The following is a 20,226-nucleotide window of genomic DNA, read 5'->3' on the forward strand; positions in this document are numbered from 1 at the left end:
GGTCAGGCACCGAGCGCCCGCTGGATGGTGATGTCTCCGAGGCTGGTCCTCGCATGCACCTTGACGGTCTCCGCGCCCGCCTCGGGGCCTTCGGCGACCTCGAGGGCGCTGTGGACCGTCCCGGCCTGGGAGTTGATGTCGAGCCAGGCGGCAGTGCCCGGGCGAATCCCGACTTCTAGGTCGCCCGCCTTGGTCTGGAGCTCCACCGTGCCGCGCGCCACTTCCTCGATGCGCACGTTGCCGTTCGAGCTCTTCGACGACACGGACCCTTGGGCACGGCCGACCGTGATGTTGCCGTTGGCGACCTTCAGTCGCAGATCGCCCGCCACATCGTCGAGCCACGTGTTGCCGTTGGAGTTCTTGATGTCGGCGTTGCCGCCGACCGTCCGGACCCGGACGTCACCCGAACCGGTGGTGATCTCGGCGTCACCGGCTACCGTGTCCAGCCGCACGTCCCCGTGCTGCGTCTTCAACCGCACCGGGCCGGCCTGGTCGAGCTGGATGTCGCCGGCGCTGGTGCGGACCTCGCACTCGCCCAGCGTCCCCTTGCAGGTGATGTCACCCATCTCCAGCGTCCCGAGGAGGCGCGAGCCCCGGGGCAGCGCGACGTCGAGCGTGACGGCACCACGAGCGCTGAACAGCCCGCGCGCCTTCGGGGTGCGGATCGTCAGCGTGCCGTCGTTGAACTCGACCCTGCTCTCCTCTGCGGCGCGGATGTCGTCCTTGTCGCCTGCGGTGCGGGGGTGGATCTCGACCACCGTGTCGGTGCGGTCCGTGGCACTGATCCGGGCGACTCCGACCTCGACGTGGATGGTCGCGGTGATGGGTCCCTGGGTCTCGTAAGAAGGCATGGCTGTCCCGTCCTCGTGAGTCTGGTGGTCGCCCCCTCGCTGCGGGGACGCGAAGATGTCGCGAGAGTGATCGGCCTCGCGCCGCCGACGTCGCACTACGGGGACTCGACCCCGCCCGGGCTCAGGGGGTGCCTCCTTCGGACCGCGCTCGGCCCGATCCGAAAGAGACGGCCTAACTCACCCACCCCGTGAAGCTCCTGCGGCCACCCCGCTGGGGCGCCGGCGCGTCGCCCTGACGTCCGCCACCGGGCTCCAGCACGCCCGATACGGCCCTGACGATCCAGGCGTTGAGCGAGAGGCCCTCCCGCGCGGCGGCCTGCTCCGCACGCGTCTTGAGGTGGCCGGGGAGTCGGAGGTTGATGCGCGCGGTGCTGCTGTCCTCCCCTTCCGGCACGAACGGAACGGGGGACGGGGTGTGCATCTCCTCGAAACCCTGCACCGCGAAGGGCTCCTCCTTCGGCGGCGCGGTGACGACGAACTCGGGCTCCAGCCCACGCAACCGCACGTCGACCGAGCCCGGGGCGAGCTCCCGGGTGACTTCGCCCATGGCGTCCGACAGGGCGCTCAGCAGGATGAGCCTGGTGGCCGACTCCAGCGGCGCCGTGATGCGCTCGGCGAGAGCGCGGGCATCTTCGCCGCCTGCTCCGGCGGCTACCGCGAGCTCGTTGCGAAGATTTGCGACATAGGGCGTGAGGTCCATGCCTCCTAGCATGACACACGCATGGCGCCATGGCGAGCCAATCTGACGTCAGATGCGCCAAGAATAACAAAGATGCAGGTCAGGGCATGTGCCATTAATGCGCCATCCTGAGCCATTCGGCGCCACACCCGCAGCTGCGAAGGCCTCCAACCGGAGTGCGGGGCACAAGTCGGGCTTCGCCTCCGCCAGGTCCGTGCCGCCACATCATCGACGGCCGGTACCCGGCACCCGGTACGCGCAGCGAGGCCACGGCCCGGGCTCCCGGCGGGGCCTGTCGGGCCTCAGCTACCTCCCGCGCAGCGGCGTCGACGGCGCGTACGGGCCGCGGACGCAGAACTCCGTAGGGCACTTCCAGCGGGACAACGGTGTCGCCGTGGACGGCATAGCCGGCCCGCGGACCACGGCGGCCATGGGCGTCGCCCGCGAGATCGGCAGCACCGGCCCCGGCGGCGGCAGCCCGACCGTACCCGTACCGCCGCTGTAGGGCAGCGTCCGCGCACGCGCCCAACCGGTCGGGTTCGCCGGCTTGTTCCTCAGCCATCGACTCGCTTTCCGATCCGTCCCGTCGTACGCGGTGCGCGGCGGCCCTTCAGGGGATCGGTCCCCGGACCCCGTGGCGGCTCCTGGCTAAGCTGAGCCGCATGGAGTCACCCCGCCCTTCCGTACGTGTCGTATGCGTCGATCCCGACCAGCGGATCCTGTTGTTGCGCTGGCGTGATCCCGCGACCGGGAACCACATCTGGGAGCCGCCGGGCGGCGGCATCGAAGCCGGTGAGGACCCGCTCGCTGCGGCGCGGCGGGAGCTGATCGAGGAGACCGGGCTCCGGGACGTCCCCATCGGCGAGCGGTCCGTCATCGTTGCCCGGAAGCTGAGTTGGAACGGGGTGGATTTCGCCGGAGAGGAAGCCTTCTTCCTGTGCCTGCCCTCCTCGGCACCAGCGGTCCGCCCGGGCGGACTGGAACCGTACGAGGTCGAACAGCTCCAGGAGCACCGTTGGGTGCCGTGGCACGAGTTGGGCGGCCTCCCCGACCCGGTCGAGCCACCACAGCTCCTCGACGTACTGACGGAGTTGGCTCCCGACGGCCCTTGGGCCACCGCCTCGGCCTGATCGGCCGACGAGCGGCCGGCGCGACGCCTCCGCGGCGGCGCCGAAGTCGCGAACATGCCAACATTGGGGTGCGGGTGCGGGTCCCGGGTGCGGGTGCCGGGTGCGGTTCACCACGGCCGACCGGCGGCAACAGAGTTGAGGACACGGATGAACCAACTGCGCCGACGGCGCCGGGGACGGAACTCGTTCGCCGCGCTGGAACCGCTCCGGCAGGAGGTCACCTCGGCGGTTCCCGAGGTCGTACTCGGCCCGGGGAGCACCGAGGCCGCGCGGCTGCTGCTCGTCGCGAACGGCTACGGGCGGCACCCGGTGCCCGAGCACGCGGGCGCGGCCTCGTGACCGCCCCGCGCCAGGACCCCCTGCGCGACCCGCGCTTCTTCGCCGACCCCTACCCCACCTACGACCGGCTGCGCGAGGGCTGCCCGGTCAGGCGGGTCCCCACCGGCTCCGGCGGGCACCACGCGTACCTGATCACCGGCCACTCCGAGGCCCGCGAGGCGTTCACCGACCCGCGCCTGTCCAAGGACACCGCCCGCTTCTTCGCCGACCGGCCCTCGGACCGCGACCTGCACCCGGCGATCTCCCGCAACATGCTGGCGAGCGACCCCCCGGCACACACCCGCCACCGACGGGTGGCGACCCGGCTGTTCACGACCGGCCGCGTCCGTGAACTGCGCCCGTTCATCGCCCGGGTCGTGGACGACCTCATGACCACGTGGCGACCGGGCACGGACATCGACCTGGTCGCGGACCTCGCGGTGCCCCTGCCGGTCACCGTCGTCTGCGAACTCCTCGGCGTGCCGGAATCCGACCGCGCCGCGCTCGCCGGCTGGTCCCATGACCTCTTCGACGCGACCGACACCGCCCTCGTCGACACCGCATCGCACCGGATCGGCGACTACCTGACCGACCTCGTCGACACGGCCCGCACCGCCCCCGGCGACGGCCCGCTCCACTCCCTCCTGCGCACCTGCGACCAAGGCGGCCTCGACCGGGACGAGACCGTCTCCCTGGCCGCCCTCCTGCTGGTCGCCGGTCACGAAACCACCACCCACTTCATCGGCAACGCCGTCCTGGCCCTGCTCCGGCACCCGGAGGCGTTCGACCGCCTGTGCCGGGACCCGGACCTGATCCCCGGCGCCCTCGACGAACTGCTCCGCTTCGACTCCCCGGTGAGCGTGGCCACCTTCCGTCACAGCACGCAGGACCTGCGCGTCGGCGGGGTCGACATCCCGGCGGGATTCCCGGTGCTCATCGCCCCCGGGGCCGCGAACCGCGACCCGTCCGCGTTCCCGGACGCGCACCAACTGGACCTCGACCGCGACGCCGGCGCCCACCTCTCCTTCGGCCACGGCATCCACCGCTGCCCGGGCGCCCCCCTGGCCCGGGCCGAGGCGGAGATCGCCCTCCGCGCGCTGGTGACCCGCTTCCCGAACACGCGCCCGGCCGTCCCCGCTGGATCCCTGACCTGGCGCCGAACCCGGCTCACTCGCGGTCTGACCGCCCTCCCCCTCACCCTCGGCTGCGGGCCACGGCCGGTACCGGCCGCGAAGGGGGACGGACGTGACTGACGCCGCCGAGGACACCTCCGGGAACGCCGCCCTGCTGTACGCGCAGGACATCCACGTCGCCTACGGCGAAGAGACCGTCCTGGCCGACGTCTCCCTGGCCCTGGAACCCGGCCGTTGTCTGGCTCTCGCCGGTGCCAACGGCTCCGGCAAGTCCACCCTGTTGCGCGTCTGCGTGGGCCGCCAGCAGCCGGACCGGGGCGGGGCCCGCTTCGCGGGGGCCGCGCCGCGCGAGGCGGACCCCGCCTTCCGGCGGGACGTCGGGCTGCTCCTCGACGGTGCCGAATGCTTTCCCGACCTCACCGTCGCGGAGCACGTCCGGATGGTCGCCACCGCCCACGGCCTGGGCCCCCGGGCCGCTGCCGCCGCCCACCGGGTACTGGCCGAACTCGGCCTGGACCACCGTGGCGACGCCTTCCCCGACGCCCTGTCGGCGGGACAGCGCCAGATGCTGCTGCTCGCCTCGGTACTGGTCCGCCCGGCCCGCCTGATCGTCGTGGACGAGCCCGAGCAGCGCCTGGACACCGCTGCCCGGCGCAGGCTGGCCGCCGCGCTGCGGGCGGCGAAGGCCGCCGGCACGGCCGTACTCCTGGCCTCGCACGACCGCGCCACCGTCGAGGAGGCCGCCGACCGGGTGCTGCTCCTGGACCGGGGCCGGACGGCCGCCCTGGGCACCCCCGCCGAGGTGACCGGTGTCGCGGAGGTCTCACCGTGGCGGTGACCACCGAACACGCCGCCGAGGGCCGGGACGCCACGGCCACGGCCGTGGCCACCGCGGCGCGGGCCCGGCGCGAACGCGGTGCCGGCCGGCCCCGGTTCGACGACGCGTGGACCTGGGTGGTGGCGGCCGTCTCCGCACTGGTGGTGCTCGCGGGCCTGGTCCAGGCGGCACCGGGCATCGGCCAGGGGCTGGGATGGTCCGGCGGACCGGCCGCCCGCGCCGGAGTGGTCGGCACCACGCTGTTGCTGTTCGCCGGCCAGATCGCCCTGTGCGTACGGCTGGGGCCGGTACTGCTCAGCCCCGCCGAAATCACCTGGCTCCTGCCGCTGCCCGGCGACCGGGGCCGACTGCTGCGCCCCCGGCTGGTGCGGGCCGTGGCGGTCGCCTGCGCGGCGGCCCTGCCCACCGGTGCACTGGCCGTCGCGCTCGCCCTGGCCCTGCAGGGCGAGCGGCGGTACGAGGTCCTGCCCGTCGCGCTCCTCGCCCACCTGGCGCTGGCCTGCCTCGCGGTCGGAGTGGGCACCGTGGCCGAGGCCCGCCCCGTCCTCGCGGGCCGGGTCCGGCTGATCGGAGGCGGTTTGGCACTGGCCGGAGCGACCGTGCTCGCCTGCGGAACCTCGGCACCCGCGGTGACCGAATTGGCCGCCTGGTCCGGCCCCTGGGGCTGGGCGGGCGCGGCCGTCGACACGGCGGCCGGGCACGGCTCGCCCCTGGCCCAGACGGCGGCGCTGGCCTGCCTCGCCGCGTGCGCGGCGGGCGCCCTGCGGCAGGCGTTCCGGGCCGTGGCCGGCATCCCGACGGACGCGCTGCTCGCCCGGGCCCGCACCGGGCGGGAGGTCACTCGGGGCGCGACGCTACTGGACCTGCGCGCGCTGACCCTCGTCCTGCAGTCGACGGGCGGGCGGCGCCGGCGGACGGCCCGGATCCCGATGCCGAACTCCCGCTGGGCGCTGCCGCTGTGGCGGGACGCCGTCGTCCTGCTGCGCCACCCCTGGCGGCCGGTCCTGGCCTGCGCCGCCCTGGTCGCCGGGTTCGCCCAGTTCCGCGTGGTGGCCGACTGGCTGACGGAGCCGGGCCACGGTGCGGTCGGCCCCCTGAAGGCGGCGTTCGTGGGCCTGCTCCTCGTCGTACCGCCGTACCTCGCGGCGGTCGCGCTGGCCGAACCCGCCTACCAGGACACGGACCGGCCGCGCCGGGCCCTGTTGCTGCCGCTGTCGCCCGGTGTCCTGGCCCTCTCCCACCTGGTGGTACCGGTCGCGTTCCTGTGGGCCGCCGGCGGTGTCGGCTGGGCTGCGGCCCTGCTGTCCGGACCGCCCGCGGGACCGCTCGGTGCGTACGCCACGGCGCTGCTGCTCGCGGGTCCCGCGCTGGTCGGCACCACCTTGGTGGGTGCCTACCGGGGGGCGCCCCGCTACGACCTGCTGGCCCTGTCCCTCGACTGGTACGCGGCCGTGCCGTTCGTCCTGTGGCGGCTGGCCCCCGCGCTGGCCGCGGGGTTCGTGACGGCGCCCTACCTGTGGCACGTCGCGTACCACCCGACCGCCGGCCCGGACGGGGACACCCTGTGGCTGGCCGTCCGCTCCGCCGCCGTCCTGGCCTGGGCCGTCCGCCGCATCGGCCGCCAGGCCGAGGAACTGAGCAGCTGAGCAGCTGAGCCAGCAGGTACGCAACCGCACGCCCGGTGGAAACCGCGGGTGCTGTCGCTCATCCATGTCCGTCCGCCCTGAGAGCACCCGCGTCCACGTCCGAATCCGCCCTGAAGGCTTGACTCCGCGGGGGTTCGCCTTCGAGGGTCGTCCCATGCTCGAAAAGATCTTCGCCCTGCCCGTGGACGAGGCGCTGGCCGGTACCGTCAGCCTGCGTCGCCTGGGTGGGCTTCCGCTCCTCGTCGTCGACCATCCCCGGGCGCGCGCCGCCGTATGCCTGCAGGGTGCGCAGCTCGTTGCCTGGCAGCCGGCGGGGCACGAGCCCGTCCTGTGGCTGAGCGAGCAGGCCCGCTGGGAGGCGGGGGTTGCGGTCAGGGGAGGCATCCCGATCTGCTGGCCGTGGTTCGACGACGCGGGCGAGCCCATGCACGGGTTCGCCCGCACCACGATGTGGGCGCTCGTGGCGTGCCGCGAGAGCGACGACGGTGTGCGGCTGACGCTGGAGCTGCGCAGCAGCGAGGAAACCCGGGCCCTGTGGCCGCACGACTTCACGCTCCGGGCCCGGATCGCGGTGGGCAGGGAGTGTTCGTTGGAGATGGAGGTCAGCGGGGAGCACAGCAGTGTGGGCGCCCTGCACACGTACCTGCGCGTGGGCAAGGTGGGTGGCGTGAGCGTCGCGGGGCTGGGGGGCCGGTACACGGACGGATTGCGCGAGGAGGCCCCGGGGGTGCAGGACGGTCCGCTCGTTCTCGTCGAGGACGAAGAGATCGAGCGGTACTACCCGGAGGCGGGCGAGGTGAGCCGGGTCGAGGACCGGGGAGCGGGCCGGGGAACGGGCCGGGTCGTCGAGGTCTGTCACCGCGAGCACAGCGATGTGGTGGTGTGGAATCCGGGCGAGGAGCCGGTGCCCGACGTCGCGGAGGGAGCCCATCGGGAGTTCGTGTGCGTGGAGACGGCGCGACTGGGGCGACCGCTCGTGAGTACGCCGTCGGAGTCGGCGCTGCTCGCGGTCTCGCTGCGGGTGGCGCGGACCGGCTAGTGCTGTGACCGGAAAGGTTCACCGGCTCACGACGCCCGGTACGGCACCTCGCCGCGTTGTCGGACCGCGCAAGTACGTCCAGTACGAGCCGCGGTCCTCCGCCTTGCGATGGACCGCACCGAACGCCGCGAACCGGCAAGCCTTTCCGGCCACAGCACTAGATCCACCCCTTGCGGACGGCCTCCGCGCCGGCCTGGAAGCGGCTCTGCGCGTTCAGCCGCTTGAGCAGATCGGCCATGAGCCGGCGGACGGTCCGGATGGAGACACCGAGCTTGCGGCTGACGCCCTCGTCGGTGAGGCCGTCCTCCAGCATCTTCAGCAGGGCCAGGTCCCGCTCGCTGGGGGCGTCGTCGTTGTCGGTGGCGGGAGCCTCGCCGAGCGGTACGGCGCGCGACCAGAAGACGTCGAAGAGCTCGTCGAGGGCGGCGACGACGCTCCTGAGGCGGATGACGAACGCGCCTTCGCGGCTGTCGTCCTCGTCGACGGGGATCACCACGACGGAACGGTCGCAGAGGATCAGACGCATGGGCAAGGAGGGCACCGTGCGGGTCTGGCCGCCCCGGGATGCGAACCACGTGGCGTAGTCCACCGTGGCGTTGTCGTTGCGGACGCTGTCCAGGTAGACCGTCTGCATCCGTACGCCGCGGGCCAGGTTGCGCTGGTCGAGCGGCCGGCACGCCTCCAGGGCGGCGGCGCTGAGGGCGCCGCCGGGCATGAAGGCGCGGACCTCGGAGGTGGCCCGTTGCGAGAGTTCCATCAGCCGCATGCGGATGCTGTCCACCCCGTGCAACCGCTCGACGCCCTCGGTACCCGCCTGGATGTGCAAGGACGTGTATTCAGAGGCCAGCGCCGCGACGACGGCTTCGTCGCGGGAGAGCATGGCGCGTTGCGCGTCGAGCTCGGCCTTGGCCTCGTGGAGCAGGGGCGCGAGTCCGACTTCGGGGTTGACCGGTACGAAGCGCTCGACGTTGGAAGAGGAACGCAGAAGGGACAGCCGGGTGAGACGGTCGAGGGATGCGCGGATCTCGGATTCAGCGAGGTCGATGTTCCGCTGGATCTCCGCTATGTCCCAGTTCGGGTGGAGCAGGAGCGCCCGGTAGACATCGTGATCCCGCTCCCTCAGCCCAACGCTCGACAGCATCCCTGGTCCCCCTCGCCTTCAAAACGGCCAGCAGGGAAGGCCGCAGTGGCGCCATCATACTGACCGGTTTGCACTGACCAAAGGAAGTTCTAGAGTGATCAGACAGGCAGAGGAGTTCGTTGACAACCCAGCGAACGTCCGATATTCGGACACTCGCCGGGTTGTCCGGAGCGTCACGTGGCGGGCTTGAGGACCTTGCCGAGTCCGTACTTCTGGAGCACCTCGGGGACGCGGACGCTGCCGTCCTCCTGCTGGTACTGCTCCAGGATCGCGGGCAGGAGCCGGCTCGTGGCGAGACCCGATGCGTTGAGGGTGTGGACGAAGCCGCCCTTGCCGTGGCGCGGGCGGTAGCGGATGCCGCCCCGGCGCGCCTGGTAGTCACGGGAGTTGGAGACCGAGCTGACCTCCATGTACGCATCGACGCTCGGCAGCCACACCTCCACGTCAACGGTCCTGGCCATGGCGCCGCTGAGGTCCTCGGCCGCGAGTTTGGTCACCTGGTAGTGCAGTCCGAGGTCGGCCACCAGCTGCTCGGCCTTGGCGAGCAGCTCCGCGTGGGCCGCGTCGGAGCGATCCGGGTGCGCGAACTGCACCATCTCCACCTTCTGGAACTGGTGCCCCCGCAGGGTTCCGCGCTCCGTGGAACGATACCCGCCGATCTCACTCCGATAACAGGGGGAATAGGCGAAGTACCGCCTCGGAAGGTCCTCCTCCGGCAAGGTCTCGTCTCGATGCAGGGCGATGAGTGCCGTTTCCGAGGTGGGGATCAGGAACCGGTTCTGCTCACCCTTGCCCGCACCGACCGTAAAGACGTCCTCGCTGAACTTCGGGAACTGCCCGGCGGCATATCCCGCCTCCTGGCCGAGAATGTGCGGCGGCAGGATGAATTCGTATCCGTCGCGACGGTGGGCCTCGACGAAGTAATTGAGCAGAGCCCATTCGAGCATTGCGCCGTCACCCGTATAGACCCAGAACCCACTTCCCGCCAGTTTCACCCCACGCGCATAGTCCACCAGGCGCAGGGTCTCCGCGAGTTCCACGTGGTCCTTCGCGGGAAATGCGTACCGGGGCTTGTCTCCGATGACGCGGAGCGTTTCGTTGTTCTCCTTACCGCCGGGCACGACGTCGTCGTCCGGGAGGTTGGGCAGCGGGTCGAGGAAGGCGGCGCGGGTGGCGGCGAGCTCGGCGAGGCGGTCCTCGTGCTCCTTGATGCGGGCACCGACCTCGTGCGACCTGGTCCGTACCTCGTCCAGGGCGCCGTCGGTGAGGCCCTCGCGGGCGACCTGGCCCGAGAGCTTCTTGCGCTCGGCGCGCAGCGCCCCGATCTCACTCTGGACATGGCGGTACTCCGCGTCCAGAGTGAGGAATCGGCGCAGGTCGACTTGGACCCCGCGCTTGGCCAGGGCTCGTTCGACCTTTTCGGGATCCTGACGGATCAGAGCAACATCCAGCATGTGAGGTGACACTCCACTCCACTGATGGCCGACTTGCGGCATCGTCCCTGCGGAGCGCGGGCGAGCAGGGTAACTCGCGGTGCCACCACGCTTTCGCCGACAGAGTCGGCCTCGGTTGGCCCGGTCACGGGGGCGAGCCGGCAGGGCATTGAGCCGGCGTTCGCCAGCCTTTCCTCCCTGCACTCGGGAGGGGATTCACTCCGGGGTACGAGGCCGCGTTCTCAGCAAATCGGCGGCTCTCTGGACTCGCAACTTCCCGGAACTACTCGTCTCCGTCAACGTGTTGTAAAGACCCTAGATCACGAACTCGACCGCGGTCAAGGGACATTAATCCGAAGGTCGAGGCCGCTCTTCATCCGTGGAACTGCAGCTCGGCCGTGCGCCCTGATATCACGTCCCGAACACCCAGGCAGATCGCGGTGACGGCTGCCCGTTCGGCAGGGTCGCACACCGCCGAAAGGGACTCCTCCAACACGCTCCATTCACCCAGCCGCTTTCGGCCGATCTCTTGGAACAGCACCTGGTGCACCCCGGTGGCGCACAACAAGGAGGCGGTCAGCGCACCGTTCCTACTCACCGGCGGGTAGCGGAACAGGGCATTGCGGACGGTACCCACGTACCGCTCGTACTGTGCACGGTCCGCCGGCCCGTACCTCTCCCCGGCCGGCAGGCTCGGCCACCCGCGCGGCACGGGCACCAGCTCCCCGGACGACACGAGAGCGCTCAGGACACCCTCGTACGTCACGGGGGCGAGGTCGTTCACCCAGGTGCTCACGGACTTGGGCCGTCGCGTTGCCCGCAGCCGCTGCAGGATCTGGTCGAGGTGCGGCGCCCCCGTCGGACGGTCATTGACGACGACGAGGGCTCCCCGCTCCCTACCTAGGCGCCCCGCCAGCGTGAGGGACATGAGTGCGGCGCCGGCGACTCCCAGGCTCAGCTCTTCCCTTCGGCCCGGTGCGTCACCGGCGAGAGCGCCCGCGGCGAGGAGCAGGTAGCGGCCGGGCAGGCCGAGGGTCACACCGCCTCCGCCGTCGCTTCGGGGCGCGGCGCGGGCTCGACGGCCCGCTGCGGGCCGGTGATCCCCCGTACGGCCGGCAGCAGGCAGACGAGTACGCAGGGAACCGCGACCAGGGCCGCACCGGCCAGCAGGACACCGGACGTGCCGATCTGCTCGGTGAGGGGGCCGATCAGGGCGTACGCCAGCGGCATCGACACCACGGTCAGCAGGAAGTCGTAGGAGGAGACCCGGGACAGGACCTGCTCGGGGATGACGCGCTGCAGCGTCGCGTCCCACAGGGTGTTCAGCAGGATCATGCAGCAGTCGCCCACCGCGGCCGCCACCACCACCCAGGCCATGGGCAGTTCGAGCCAGAGCGTCAGCAGCGGGAGCACCGAGGCGGCCAGCACCAGGTTGCCCGCCACCAGGGGCAGCCGCGGGCGCCAGCGCAGTGCGATCACGCCGCCCACCAGCGCGCCGACCGCCATGCCCGCGCTGACCACCCCCCAAGCGGCGGCACCACCGAAGCGCTGCTGTGCGAGGACCGGGCCGAGGACGAAGAAGACGGCCATGCCGAAGTTCCACAGGGCGTGCACGACGAGGTTCGCGGCCACCCAGCGGCGGGAGACGATCTCGCTCCAGCCCTGGACGAGGTCGGCGGCGAAGGACTGCCCGCGCATGCCCCGGGCCGTCGCGGCGGGCAGCATCAGGAGGGCGACGAAGTTGACCGCGAAGGTCCCCGAATCGAGGAAGTAGACCGCCTTCGTACCCACCAACGGGATCAGCATGCCCGCCACGACGGGACCGGCGATCATGGACGCGCTGCGGACCAGCGACTGCAGGGCTGCCGCCTGCTGGAGCAGTTCCTTGCCCACCAAGGAGGGCATCAGCCCCTTGGAGGCCGGGCCGTGGAATCCGGCGGCGATCCCGTAGACCGCGTTGCCCACGGCGAGGACGAGTGCGGAGCCGTGGCCGGTGGCCGCCAGCACGCCCAGGGACAGCTGGGAGAGGCAGCGGACGCCGTCCGCGCACGCCATCACGCGTCGCCGCGGCAGGCGGTCCGCCACGACGCCGCCGATCAGGGTGGCGACCAGCCTGCACAGCATGCCGACGGCGAGCACGGTGCCCAGCTCGACGGCCCCGCCTCCTTGGCCGATCACCGCGAAGGCGGTGACCAGGGGGACCATGCCGTCTCCCAGGCAAGAGACGGCATGACCGACCCAGAAGATCCGGAACTCCCGTATCCGCAGTGGCCGCAGATCCTGGTGCAGCGAGATCACAGCTGTTGCCGCCACATCTCCTCGTAGCCGTCCATGAACGCGCGCACCTGCCGGCCGGTACCGAAGGTCGGGGCGACCATCGACTGTTCGACGAACGCGCTGCGCACGGCCTCCAGGTGGACCTCCAGATCCTCGGCGGAGTCGGCAGAGACGAGGCACAGGCCCTGCCAGTGGACGGTGGAGCGCACGGCGGGCGTGTCCGTGACGCCCAGCCGTGCTGCGATGCGCACTTCGTGGACGTACTCCGGGGCGCAGAACCGCTGCGGGTCCGGCACCTTCATGACGGTGCCGCGCGGCAGGTGCAGGGAGGTCGTCGCCACGTACCGGCCCGTGTCCTCGTCCGCCCCCGAAACCGGCACTCCGAGTGCGACCTCGACGGCGGAACGGGCCAGCGAGAAGCCGTGCTTGGCCATGACCCCCTCCTGGATCAGGGCCCCGCCGACGCGGGCGGCACACTCGCCGAACCAGAAGGCGCCGGTGGCCCGGTCCTGCAGCAGCTCCAGGTGGAAGACCCCGTCGTCGTACCCGAGCGCGTGCAGCGCCTTGCCCGCGAACGCCCGCGCCTCCTCACACCGCTCGTCCTCGCCCGTGCCGTCCGCGCGGTAGACGGTCAGCGGCTTGGTGTCGGTCGTGTACTCCAGGCACGGCTCGGCGTAGGAGCCGACGGAGGAGAAGACGACCGTGCCGTTCTGGACGACGCCGTCGACGATCCACTCCCGTTCCACGTCGACCAGATCCTCCACGACGAACGGTGTCGTCGCCGAAGGAGCCAGCCGCTCCAGGAGCGCCCGGTACTCCTCCTCGGACCGGGCCGCCTCGGTGGCGGTCGTGCCACCGCCGGCCAGGGGCTTGACCACGCACGGGCCGGGGAAGGGCACATCGGTCAGGGGGCTGCCGGGCACCACGACCCGTGAGCGGGCGGCGGTGAGCCCGGCGGCCAGGACCGCCTGCTTCTGCAGGTGCTTGTCGCGCATGAGGACCGCGCGCCCCAGCGGGGTGCCCGGCAGCTTCAGGAGTGCGGCCAGCGCGGCGACGGTGCTCACCGCGAACTCGTCGAAGGTCACGATGCCGCGCAGGTCCTCCCGGAGTCGATCGCCGAAGTGGCGCGACAGCCCGGCCCACACGTCCCCGACGTCGGTGACGTCCTCGACCACCACCTCCTCGACCCCGGGCGGGATCCGCAGTGACGTGCCGCGCAGGTGATCGGCGGTGTCCCGCACCATGACCGTGCGCAGTCCGCGCCGGACGGCCTCGTGGAGCAGCTGCGGATCGAGACCGATCACCGCGATCGCGTCGCGGCTGCCCTCTGTACTCATTTCCATGTGCATGACCTCCGGCTGCCTCACGGGGCAGGTGTGTTCAAATGCGTTCGACGGCGCGGTTGCGCAGCCGGTTACGGGTGTCGAAGACGTGCTGGGAGGCCGACTCGATGAGGTCGTAGTCGAAGCAATCGTGGTCCGTCAGCAGCACGGTCACGTCGGCCGACGCGAGCTCGTCGGCGGTGAGCTGGACGATCTCGATGCGCGGGTCGAGGGTGCCGGGGGTCGCGTGCGGGTCCACCGCGCGGACTTCGACGCCCGCCTCCAAGAGCTTGAGCGCGACGTCCATGGCCGGCGACTCGCGCAGGTCGGCGGTGTTGGCCTTGTACGCGAGTCCGAGCAGCAGCACCCGGCTGTCCGCGAGCACCCGGTCGTACTTCTTCAGCGTCTCGCCGATGCGCTGCACGACGTAGCCGGGCATGCCCCGGTTGATGTCGTTGGCCAGGTTGACGAAGCCGAGCGGGCGGCCCGTCTTCTCCCGGGACAGCCAGTCGAGGTAGATCGGGTCGATGGGCAGGCAATGGCCGCCGACGCCCGGGCCCGGGGTGAAGGCCATGTAGCCGAAGGGCTTGGTGCCCGCGGCGCGGATGGCTTCCCAGATGTCGATGCCCATGTCCGCGGCGAACATCGCGGTCTCGTTGACCAGCGCGATGTTCACGCTGCGGAAGGTGTTCTCCATGAGCTTCGCCAGCTCGGCCTCGCGGGTACCGCTGACGACGACGGTGTGCTCGACGATCGTGTCGAAGAACTCCTTCACCTTGATCTGCGAGTACTCGTTCACGCCGGACACGAGCTTGGGGGTCTTGGCGAAGGTCCACGTGGCGTTGCCGGGGTCGATGCGCTCGGGGCTGTAGCCGAGTGCGAAGTCACGCCCCGCCTTGAGGCCGGAGCCCTGCTCCAGCAGGGGCGCGACGACGTCCTCCGTGGTGCCCGGGTAGGTGGTGGACTCCAGGATGACCACCGCGCCCGGCTTGATCAGGGGCGCCAGGGTGGTCGCCGAGCCGATGACGGCGGACAGGTCCGGCTCCCCACCGGTCAGCGGGGTCGGCACGCTGATCACCGCGATGTCGAAGCCCTCGGCGTCGCCGAAATCCGGGCTGACGCGGTAGCGCCCGCAGTCGAACGCCTCCTGGAGCTCGAGGTCGGAGACGTCCTCGACGTACGAGTGGCGGGCGAGGAGCCGCGCGACGCGCTGCTCGTCGACTTCGAGACCGATGACCTGGAAGCCCGCACGGACGGCCTGAAGGGCCAGTGGAAGGCCCACGTAGCCCTGCCCGATGACGGCCACGCTCTTCTGCTTCTGCTGCACCGCGCGCATGCCTGTCCCCCTGCCGCTTTCTTTGAGATCGGATACTTCGGGCGCTATGAACGAAACAGACATCTACGGGTAGTCCTGCCTGGTCGGACGGATGGACACGTTGTCCAGGTGGATGTGGGCCGGACGGGAGACCACGAACTGGACGAGGTCCGCGATGTCGTCCGGGGTGAGGATCGGACCGATCTGCTCCTGGTACGACCTGAACCACTCCGGGTCGTAACCGGCGTTGGCCTGGAACGAACTGGCGACGATGCCCGGCTCGATCAGCGAGACCCGGATGCCCTTGGGCCCCAGCTCCCGCCGCAGCCCCTCGGATGCTCCGTGCACGGCGAACTTGGTGGCGCCGTACACGCTGTTGAAGGGGGAGACGTTGCGGCCGATGGTCGAGCCCAGTACGACCAGGTCGTACGAGCGGCGGGGTACCGCCGGCGCCGCCTCGGCCTCCACGCACATCGCCCCGGCGAGGATCCGCATCTGCCGCAGCGCGCCGAGGACGTTGACCTCGAGCAGTTCGGCCCACTGGGACTCGTCGGAGGTCATGACCGTGCCGGGCAGGCCCCGGCCCGCGTTCACCACACCGATGGCGGGGGCCGCGCCCAGCTCGGCGGCGCACCGCTCGACGCACTCGGTGAGGACCTCGGTGCGGCTGGCGTCGCCGGCCACGGCGATGACCCGGCCGCCGAACTCCTCGAGCCGGACGGCCGCTTCGTGCAGCCGGTCCTCGTTGCGCCCGTTGACGACGAGGTCGTAGCCCTGGGCGGCGAGCTTGCGCGAGACGGCCAAGCCTATTCCGGAGGACGCCCCGGTGACGATGGCCGCGCGCCTGATCTCCTGCTTCATCAAAACCTCCACGTTCGTTGATGGTTGGGGGCGATGGTTACGAGGCCATGCACCGCGCGGCCGTCGCCGGGGTCGGCAGGAAGCCGGTCCCGGCGGCCCACTCCAGTGCCGTGTGCAGCCAGGCCTGCGTCGGCGGGGCGAACTCCACGTCGAGACGGCGCAGCAGGGCCACGGTCCGTGCGTTGTCGAAGGCGACGTTGCGCTCGGGCCGGTGCTCCCAAGCGCGGCTCATCTCCGCGCTGCGGGCGTCGGCGCTCTCGAGCCGGCCGAGCGCGTGGGCGAACTCGCCGCGCTCCACGAGCCGCACCGGGTAGCCGAACCCCCGCATCCAGCGGATGACTTCGTCGTGCGGGACGGAGTGCGGCGTCTCCACGTGGTGCACGTCCGGTGGCACCTCCGCGGCGAGCGCGATCCGGCAGATTCCCTCCGCCACCGTGTCCACGTTGGAGAAGCCGAAGGAGGTCCGGGGGCTGCGCGGGGCGCATCCCGCCAGGACGTAGCCCTTCAGCGTCTGGTAGACCCGGTTGTCGCCGGTGTTGGGCTGGAAGGCTCCGGTCACGCTGTGGGCGGCGACGTGGTTCGTGCGGTAGACGGAGCACCGGACACCGCTGTCGCTCGCGGCCCGGACCAGCTTCTCCGCCTCGAACTTGGAGGCCTCGTAGGGCGACATGAACTTCTGCCCGAGGTCGAAGTCGGACTCGGCGAAGCGCCGTGCGCCGCTGTCGTGGAATCCCGCGACGGCCAGCGTCGAGACGTGGTGGAGCGGGATGTCCGGGTGGTCCGCGCGGATCAGGTCGACGAGGTTGCGCACCCCGCCGACGTTCACCTTCGCCAGTTCCTCCGGCGGCGCCACCAGCCGTACGTCGGCGGCGGCGTTGACGACCGAGGTCAGCCCGTCCAGGACGCCCCGCGCCGACAGTTCGCGCAGCAGGTCCCCGTCGGTCAGGTCACCCTCGACGACCTGGACCCGGTCCGACGCCACGAGCCGATCGGCCGCACTGCGCCCGGCCGCGCCGCGCACCAGGCACAGGACGTGGGCGCCCTGCGCCACCAGCCCGTCCAGCAGGTGTGCGCCGAGGAAGCCGGTCGCTCCGGTGAGCAGGACCCGGGGCGCCTGTGTGACGAGGGTGCGCGCCCTGGTCTCGGGCGGCAGACCGCCCGCGTAGGCGGGGAGGCCGGAGGTGGTCCGCCGCAGTTCCTCGACGGGCGGCGCGGACTCCCGGGCGCCGGCAGCGCGCTGGATGTCGGCCACGAAGCGGTCGAAGGCCTGCCGGGCCGCTCCCCGGGCGCGTTCCCGCTCGGTGCAGACGAGGTCCACCACGAACGCGTCGTCGACCAGCCTGGCCGTCAGCACCATGGGGTACATCGGGTCGTGCCGCTCGGCGCGCGCCGGGCCGCAGTACTCCGGCGCGAACGTCCAGGTGACGTTCCTGCCCCGGGGCGGGCTGAACCGTCCCAGGTAGTTGACCGCGATCTCGGCACCCGGCCGCGCCGAGTCCAGGCGCTCGACGGGGGCGTTCGCCACGCTGTTCTCGACCTCGGCGACGTTGCGGGCGAGGTCGTCGCCGAGCGCACTCACCAGGAGCGGCTTGACCGCGGTGAACCAGCCGACGGTGTCCAGGTAGGCGCTGGTGTGCTCGCCCTGGTCCCGGCCGTGGGTCTCGACGGTGACGCGGGTGCGCTCCGAGCCGGTGGCGTTCTGCAGCGCCCGCACGATCGACGCGATGGCCAGGGCCTCCAGGCGAAGTCCGTGACCGAACCGCGCCAGCAGGCTCCGGGTCACCTCCGGTGCGGCGGTCCACGTGTACGTCGCTCCGTGGACGTCCGGCACGTCACCGGCCGCCCCGCGCGGGGCGCGCTCCTCGGCGTCGGGAAGGGCGGCGGCCCAGTCGTAGTACGACCGCGACGGCGCGAGGGAGATGTCGGCGCCCTCGGCGGCGGCCTCGTACGCCCGCAGCAGGTCGTCCAGGACGATGCGCCAGGAGATGGTGTCGACCACCAGGTGGTGGCATACGAGCAGCAGCCGGTCCGCTGCGCCCGGGCCGCCCCGGAAGACGTGGCAGCGCAGGAGCCGGCCCGAGGCCGGGTCCAGGGAGCGGTTCAGCTCGGCGCTCGTACGTGCGATCGCCTCCGCCGCCGGCGGCCCGTCCCCGACCGACGACCAGGTCACGGCCAGCGTGCCGGTCACCGGGTAGAGGGCGTCGAGGGCGCCCGTCGCGCCGACCGAGCCGCGCAGTGCCTCGTGGCGGTCGAGGACCGCCGCGAGGGCCGCGCTGAGCGCAGCGATGTCCAGGGTGGGCTCGCAGGCGAGCAGCATCGCCTGGTTCCAGTGCGCCGTGCCGCCCGGCACGGCGTCGAAGAACCAGCGCTGCGCGGGGCCCAGCGTGCCCCACCTGCCGGGCTCGGCGGCCTCGGCCGGTGCGCGATCCGTCGCGTTCTCCCGCCGGGCGGCGGCCTCGGCGAGCCGCGCCGCGCTCGGGTGGTCGTACACGTCGGTGACGACGACGTCGTGGCCGCGTTCCTTGAGGAAGACGACCGTGCGCATGGCGAGGAGGGAGTCCCCGCCCAGGGCGAGGACGTCGGAGTCGGGCCCGACGTTCCTCAGGCCCAGGCTCGTGCCCCAGAACTCGGCTATCTCGTGGGCGAGTCGGCCGGCCCCGGCGCTGTCGTGCGGCTGTTCCGGCCCAACTTCCAGCGATTCCTCGACCATGGCCCGGAGCCTGCGGTTGTCCCGCTTGCCGTTGGCGTCGACCGGGAACCGGGGGACGGCGACGATGGGTGCGGGGAGCGCGTACCGGGGCAGCTTGTGCGCCATGTGCCCGGGGAGCGCGGCGAGCGTCGCGTCGCGATCCGCGCCGGCCGCCCCGGAGTCCAGGGTGACCGCCGCGACCAGGCGCGTCTGACCGTCCACGATGCGGCCGAGCACGGCGGCGCCGGCGACACCGGGGCAGTGCGCGAGGACCTGCTCGACCTCGGCGAGGTCCACGCGGTAGCCGTTCACCTTGGTCTGGCGGTCCGCCCGGCCGAGGAAGACGAGGTTGCCGTCGGGGAGCCTGCGGCAGCGGTCGCCGGTGCGGTAGACGGTACCGCCCTCGGTGGTGCGGAAGCGGCCGGCGGTGTCCGGCCGGATGCCGACGTAGCCCAGGGTGACCCCGGGGCCGCCCACGACCAGCTCGCCGACCGTGCGGTCCACCCGGTTCCCGGGTTCTGCGCCGTGGTCCAGGTCGAGGGTGTTCTCGCCGATCGCGGTGCCGATGGGAACGGACGGCTCGTCCTCGGGGAGGTCACCGGCGCGGGTGGCGACGAAGCAAGCCGTGCCGACCGTGGTCTCGGTCGGGCCGTAGTGGTTGACGATCCGGTGTGCGACCCCGCCCTCCAGCAAGCCGGCCGCGAATTCCCGGGACAGCAGCTCACCGCCGATGATCACGGTGTCCAGCGCGGCCGATCGCGCAGGGCGTCCGGGCAGGAGCGCCGCGAGGTGGGAGGGGGTGGTCTTCAGGCAGGTGACCTGGTGATCCGCCAGTTCCTGCCACAGCGCGTACGGATCGCGGGCGACGCCGTCCGAGACGACGTGGACGCGGCCCCCGGTCGCCAGGGCGAGCATCCACGACGTGTGACCGAGGTCGGCCGCGAGGGTCGTCATGTGCGCGAAGGAGGGCGGCTCGGCCGCCTCGAAGCGCAGGCGCCCTGCCAGTGAGGCGGCGTAGTGGGCCGCGTTGCGCTGCGCCACCGCCACGGCCTTCGGCTCCCCGGAGGACCCGGAGGTGAAGGAGAAGTACGCGACGTCGTCGGCGTCCGGCTGCCAGCCCCAGACGCTCGCGCCGCTGTCGGCGCGGGCCATGAGGTCGTCCACGTCGACGAAGTGCGCGTCCTCGGCGGCCCGCGTCGACAGGACCACCCGGGCGCCGACCGTCCGCAGTCTGCGCTCGCGGTCGCTCTCGCTCCAGTCCGGGCTGACGACGAGGACCGGGTTGCCGCAGCCGAGCACGCCGTACAGCAGCGCCATCAGGCGGGCGTCACGCGGTCCCGCGACCGCCACCGGCTCGCCGGGCACGACTCCCGTGTTCTTGAACTCCTCGACCAGATGGCCGACAAAGGAACCGAGGGAGGAGTAGTTCCACGATCTGTACGCGTCCGAAAGGGCGATCCGCCCGCCCGACTCGCGCACGTTCTCTTCGAGCATTTCCCCGAGAAAGTGATACACGGGCTTCCTTTCCTTTCCAGCACATGGCCCATGCCGTGA

General features: G+C 71.8%; 17 protein-coding genes. 7 read left to right on the forward strand and 10 right to left on the reverse strand.

What is annotated here, in order from left to right:
* Nucleotides 1-2: 2 nt before the first annotated feature.
* Both OG207_RS11895 and OG207_RS11900 read right to left on the reverse strand, forming a co-directional pair.
* A complete protein-coding gene (locus OG207_RS11895) occupies nucleotides 3-851 on the reverse strand; it encodes a DUF4097 family beta strand repeat-containing protein (RefSeq protein ID WP_329098429.1) in 849 nt (282 codons plus the stop codon).
* Nucleotides 852-1,023: 172 nt separating this feature from the next.
* Nucleotides 1,024-1,551, reverse strand: coding sequence for a toxin-antitoxin system HicB family antitoxin (locus tag OG207_RS11900; RefSeq protein WP_329098431.1), 528 nt, complete (start codon nucleotides 1,549-1,551; stop codon nucleotides 1,024-1,026).
* 193 nt (nucleotides 1,552-1,744) lie between these two features.
* On the opposite strand from OG207_RS11900, the gene OG207_RS11905 reads away from it, so the two are divergent.
* From OG207_RS11905 to OG207_RS11935, 7 genes are all read left to right on the forward strand, one after another.
* Complete coding sequence (locus OG207_RS11905; RefSeq protein WP_329098433.1) at nucleotides 1,745-2,035, forward strand: peptidoglycan-binding domain-containing protein; 291 nt, start codon at nucleotides 1,745-1,747, stop codon at nucleotides 2,033-2,035.
* Between the two features lie 157 nt (nucleotides 2,036-2,192).
* Nucleotides 2,193-2,660 (forward strand): NUDIX hydrolase, encoded by a 468-nt coding sequence (locus OG207_RS11910; RefSeq protein ID WP_329098434.1) that lies wholly within the window; start codon nucleotides 2,193-2,195, stop codon nucleotides 2,658-2,660.
* Between the two features lie 147 nt (nucleotides 2,661-2,807).
* Nucleotides 2,808-2,999 (forward strand): hypothetical protein, encoded by a 192-nt coding sequence (locus OG207_RS11915; protein WP_329098436.1) that lies wholly within the window; start codon nucleotides 2,808-2,810, stop codon nucleotides 2,997-2,999.
* Complete coding sequence (locus OG207_RS11920) at nucleotides 2,996-4,231, forward strand: cytochrome P450 family protein (RefSeq protein WP_329098438.1); 1,236 nt, start codon at nucleotides 2,996-2,998, stop codon at nucleotides 4,229-4,231. The genes OG207_RS11915 and OG207_RS11920 overlap by 4 nt, the downstream gene beginning before the upstream one ends.
* Nucleotides 4,224-4,949 carry an ABC transporter ATP-binding protein gene (locus OG207_RS11925; RefSeq protein WP_329098439.1) on the forward strand — a complete coding sequence of 242 codons (726 nt, stop codon included), beginning with the start codon at nucleotides 4,224-4,226 and terminating at the stop codon, nucleotides 4,947-4,949. Before OG207_RS11920 ends, OG207_RS11925 begins: the two co-directional genes overlap by 8 nt.
* Nucleotides 4,940-6,595 carry a DUF6297 family protein gene (locus OG207_RS11930; protein WP_329098441.1) on the forward strand — a complete coding sequence of 552 codons (1,656 nt, stop codon included), beginning with the start codon at nucleotides 4,940-4,942 and terminating at the stop codon, nucleotides 6,593-6,595. Before OG207_RS11925 ends, OG207_RS11930 begins: the two co-directional genes overlap by 10 nt.
* A 154-nt stretch (nucleotides 6,596-6,749) precedes the next feature.
* Nucleotides 6,750-7,634, forward strand: a complete 885-nt coding sequence (locus OG207_RS11935; protein WP_329098444.1) for a D-hexose-6-phosphate mutarotase — start codon at nucleotides 6,750-6,752, stop codon at nucleotides 7,632-7,634.
* Between the two features lie 157 nt (nucleotides 7,635-7,791).
* Here the strand turns inward: OG207_RS11935 and OG207_RS11940 are convergent, their stop codons facing one another.
* The 8 genes from OG207_RS11940 to OG207_RS11975 form a co-directional block, all read right to left on the reverse strand.
* Nucleotides 7,792-8,775, reverse strand: a complete 984-nt coding sequence (locus tag OG207_RS11940) for a LuxR C-terminal-related transcriptional regulator (RefSeq protein ID WP_329098446.1) — start codon at nucleotides 8,773-8,775, stop codon at nucleotides 7,792-7,794.
* A 173-nt stretch (nucleotides 8,776-8,948) separates the two neighbouring features.
* Nucleotides 8,949-10,229: a serine--tRNA ligase gene (serS, locus tag OG207_RS11945; RefSeq protein WP_329098448.1), complete on the reverse strand. Its 1,281-nt coding sequence runs from the start codon at nucleotides 10,227-10,229 to the stop codon at nucleotides 8,949-8,951.
* Nucleotides 10,230-10,581: 352 nt separating this feature from the next.
* Nucleotides 10,582-11,247 carry a GOLPH3/VPS74 family protein gene (locus OG207_RS11950; RefSeq protein WP_329098450.1) on the reverse strand — a complete coding sequence of 222 codons (666 nt, stop codon included), beginning with the start codon at nucleotides 11,245-11,247 and terminating at the stop codon, nucleotides 10,582-10,584.
* Nucleotides 11,244-12,521 (reverse strand): MFS transporter, encoded by a 1,278-nt coding sequence (locus tag OG207_RS11955; protein ID WP_329098452.1) that lies wholly within the window; start codon nucleotides 12,519-12,521, stop codon nucleotides 11,244-11,246. Before OG207_RS11955 ends, OG207_RS11950 begins: the two co-directional genes overlap by 4 nt.
* On the reverse strand, nucleotides 12,503-13,828 hold the full coding sequence (locus OG207_RS11960) for an ATP-grasp domain-containing protein (protein WP_329098454.1): 1,326 nt from the start codon (nucleotides 13,826-13,828) through the stop codon (nucleotides 12,503-12,505). The genes OG207_RS11955 and OG207_RS11960 overlap by 19 nt, the downstream gene beginning before the upstream one ends.
* Before the next feature lie 37 nt (nucleotides 13,829-13,865).
* Nucleotides 13,866-15,143, reverse strand: a complete 1,278-nt coding sequence (locus OG207_RS11965; RefSeq protein ID WP_329098456.1) for a nucleotide sugar dehydrogenase — start codon at nucleotides 15,141-15,143, stop codon at nucleotides 13,866-13,868.
* Nucleotides 15,144-15,206: 63 nt separating this feature from the next.
* On the reverse strand, nucleotides 15,207-15,983 hold the full coding sequence (locus OG207_RS11970) for an SDR family oxidoreductase (RefSeq protein WP_329098458.1): 777 nt from the start codon (nucleotides 15,981-15,983) through the stop codon (nucleotides 15,207-15,209).
* Between the two features lie 37 nt (nucleotides 15,984-16,020).
* On the reverse strand, nucleotides 16,021-20,187 hold the full coding sequence (locus tag OG207_RS11975; protein WP_329098460.1) for an AMP-binding protein: 4,167 nt from the start codon (nucleotides 20,185-20,187) through the stop codon (nucleotides 16,021-16,023).
* Nucleotides 20,188-20,226 lie beyond the last annotated feature (39 nt).

It is taken from the genome of Streptomyces sp. NBC_01439, assembly GCF_036227605.1.
In the GTDB taxonomy this organism is placed as follows: domain Bacteria; phylum Actinomycetota; class Actinomycetes; order Streptomycetales; family Streptomycetaceae; genus Streptomyces.

Bases quoted from the DNA above. Each gene is read 5' to 3' on its own strand.
- OG207_RS11965 (WP_329098456.1), bottom strand. From the start codon at position 15,143: ATGCGCGCGGTGCAGCAGAAGCAGAAGAGCGTGGCCGTCATCGGGCAG.
- serS (WP_329098448.1), bottom strand. From the start codon at position 10,229: ATGCTGGATGTTGCTCTGATCCGTCAGGATCCCGAAAAGGTCGAACGA.
- OG207_RS11960 (WP_329098454.1), bottom strand. From the start codon at position 13,828: ATGGAAATGAGTACAGAGGGCAGCCGCGACGCGATCGCGGTGATCGGT.
- OG207_RS11900 (WP_329098431.1), bottom strand. From the start codon at position 1,551: ATGGACCTCACGCCCTATGTCGCAAATCTTCGCAACGAGCTCGCGGTA.
- OG207_RS11910 (WP_329098434.1), top strand. From the start codon at position 2,193: ATGGAGTCACCCCGCCCTTCCGTACGTGTCGTATGCGTCGATCCCGAC.
- OG207_RS11935 (WP_329098444.1), top strand. From the start codon at position 6,750: ATGCTCGAAAAGATCTTCGCCCTGCCCGTGGACGAGGCGCTGGCCGGT.
- OG207_RS11940 (WP_329098446.1), bottom strand. From the start codon at position 8,775: ATGCTGTCGAGCGTTGGGCTGAGGGAGCGGGATCACGATGTCTACCGG.
- OG207_RS11970 (WP_329098458.1), bottom strand. From the start codon at position 15,983: ATGAAGCAGGAGATCAGGCGCGCGGCCATCGTCACCGGGGCGTCCTCC.
- OG207_RS11915 (WP_329098436.1), top strand. From the start codon at position 2,808: ATGAACCAACTGCGCCGACGGCGCCGGGGACGGAACTCGTTCGCCGCG.
- OG207_RS11895 (WP_329098429.1), bottom strand. From the start codon at position 851: ATGCCTTCTTACGAGACCCAGGGACCCATCACCGCGACCATCCACGTC.